The organism is Bartonella sp. MM73XJBT, from assembly GCF_028618465.1.
In the GTDB taxonomy this organism is placed as follows: Bacteria; Pseudomonadota; Alphaproteobacteria; order Rhizobiales; family Rhizobiaceae; genus Bartonella.
Genome location: NZ_JAQISY010000098.1, coordinates 1 through 1,744, shown reverse-complemented (window position 1 = coordinate 1,744; position 1,744 = coordinate 1). Strand labels below are relative to the sequence as shown.

Genomic DNA, 1,744 nt, shown 5'->3' with positions numbered 1-1,744 from the left:
CATCAAGAGTTGCTCTTTGCAGGCGGAAATCCCAGAAATCTTTATTCTCTCTCAAGGGGCTTTGTGCGCTTGCTGCTTTGCCATGGCTTGATGTTGCTTTATCTCTTTCATTCTCATTTTTTACTCCCTCAACCGCGTTCTCTTTTATAACGTAGTGCGTATAGTCTTTGAGGGTGTTTTCTTCTGATTCTTGAGACACGTCTCCTAAATGGCTTTGCGTGCTTGCTGCTTTGCCACGGCTTGATGTTGTTCCATAGCCATTGAGGACATATTTATATGGCAATTTATTCATTGTGGTGTAGCCATTTGCCAGTTTGAAGGCATTTTCATCTGCTTTTCCAGAAACCTGAACAAGTGAGAGACCACGTTCATTTAAAGGAATGGAATCTTCGGTTTTTAATGGCTGACCTTCGGCAAGATTTTTGATATAGATTGTTGTGGTGCCTGACACATTACCATGAACGAGAAGACGGTCAGCTTTTTGTTTTTCTTTTGGTAGACCGTCACTCCATTCGATATTGAAATAAATATTGGCATGGCCCGTTGCATGGTAAGCAGTTGCCACAGTGGGAACCATATCTTCTTCTGATTTGTAAACCTCAGCGGTTCGTCCTACACTCAAGGTTTGATACTGCCCCTTTGCTAGAGCATGCGGTGCACGAAATATGATAGAGCTATTATTAAGATACAGCTCTGAAACAGTAGACAGCGCACGCTGTTTAATGTCACTGAGATCATAGTTATAGGTATTAAAATCAGTATCTACATCCTCTTCACTGACTTTTAAGTACCACTTGCTGTTATTGTTCAGAGTAAAAACTGTGGTATTTATTTTCAAAGTCCTTGCTCTTCCTTCTAGTACCGAATGATCAGCGGTTAATGTAAGAGAGACAGGAAGCATATCATCGTCATACCATTTACGCTTCGTTTTATTTCTCAATAAGACATCGGCAAGAATTTCTGAATTTTTGAGAGAAATTTTAGCGACAGATTTTGAATCATAAGGTCCCCGAATACCAACGCCGTCTTTAACAAGAATTTTGCTGTTAATAAGACTAATATTATTTACAACCTTTTCACCCTCTTTTACATCTCTTTTCAGGGTTTCATAAATAACGATACCAGTACCAGCACTCCCTCTTTGGACGGTTATAGTTGAATCTTCAACCTCTATGATACCGTTTTTTGTTTCTAACCCTTTATATATTGAATTTGTCTCAAGTCCTTTCGCGTGAATTTGTCCACCTTTTGATGCAGAAAGAGCAGCTGATTCTGTGTGTATTGTCGTATCTGTAATTGTGATAACTGCTTTGTCAGTTGCAGATACTGCAGGATCAGTTGTAGATCCCATAGGACCAGTTCCACGGACAAAAAGATTGTTAAAGGTCTTTTTCTCTCCCTTGTCCACCTTAAATCCATTAATAATTTTAGGAGTTTGTGTATTTGCATAAGTTGGAGTTAAATGAGAAAAAATGAAAGTTCCAGCAATTGTACATAACAAAAAGTTTTTCTTATAAATAGATTTCTTACACATAGATATGCCTTTAGTATTGGTATGTCTTTGATGCTTACTTCCTTCCCCTGATGGCGCAAGTACCTAGGCGGTTCTTATATCATTATGTTTTTTATGTAAAGAACAAAACGAAGTATTATGTGTGCTCTCTATCCGCTTAATCATGAACGTTAGAAAAACTTTTAAGATAACAATACAGGTCACTACACGTGGTTTGCAGAAAAGCTTGCT

At 38.3% G+C, this 1,744-nt stretch carries 1 pseudogene; it reads right to left on the bottom strand.

Annotated features, from left to right (window positions below):
* Window positions 1-1,534: pseudogene (locus PVV69_RS09775) on the bottom strand (hypothetical protein); the annotation flags it as partial.
* Between the last annotated feature and the right edge of the window lie 210 nt (window positions 1,535-1,744).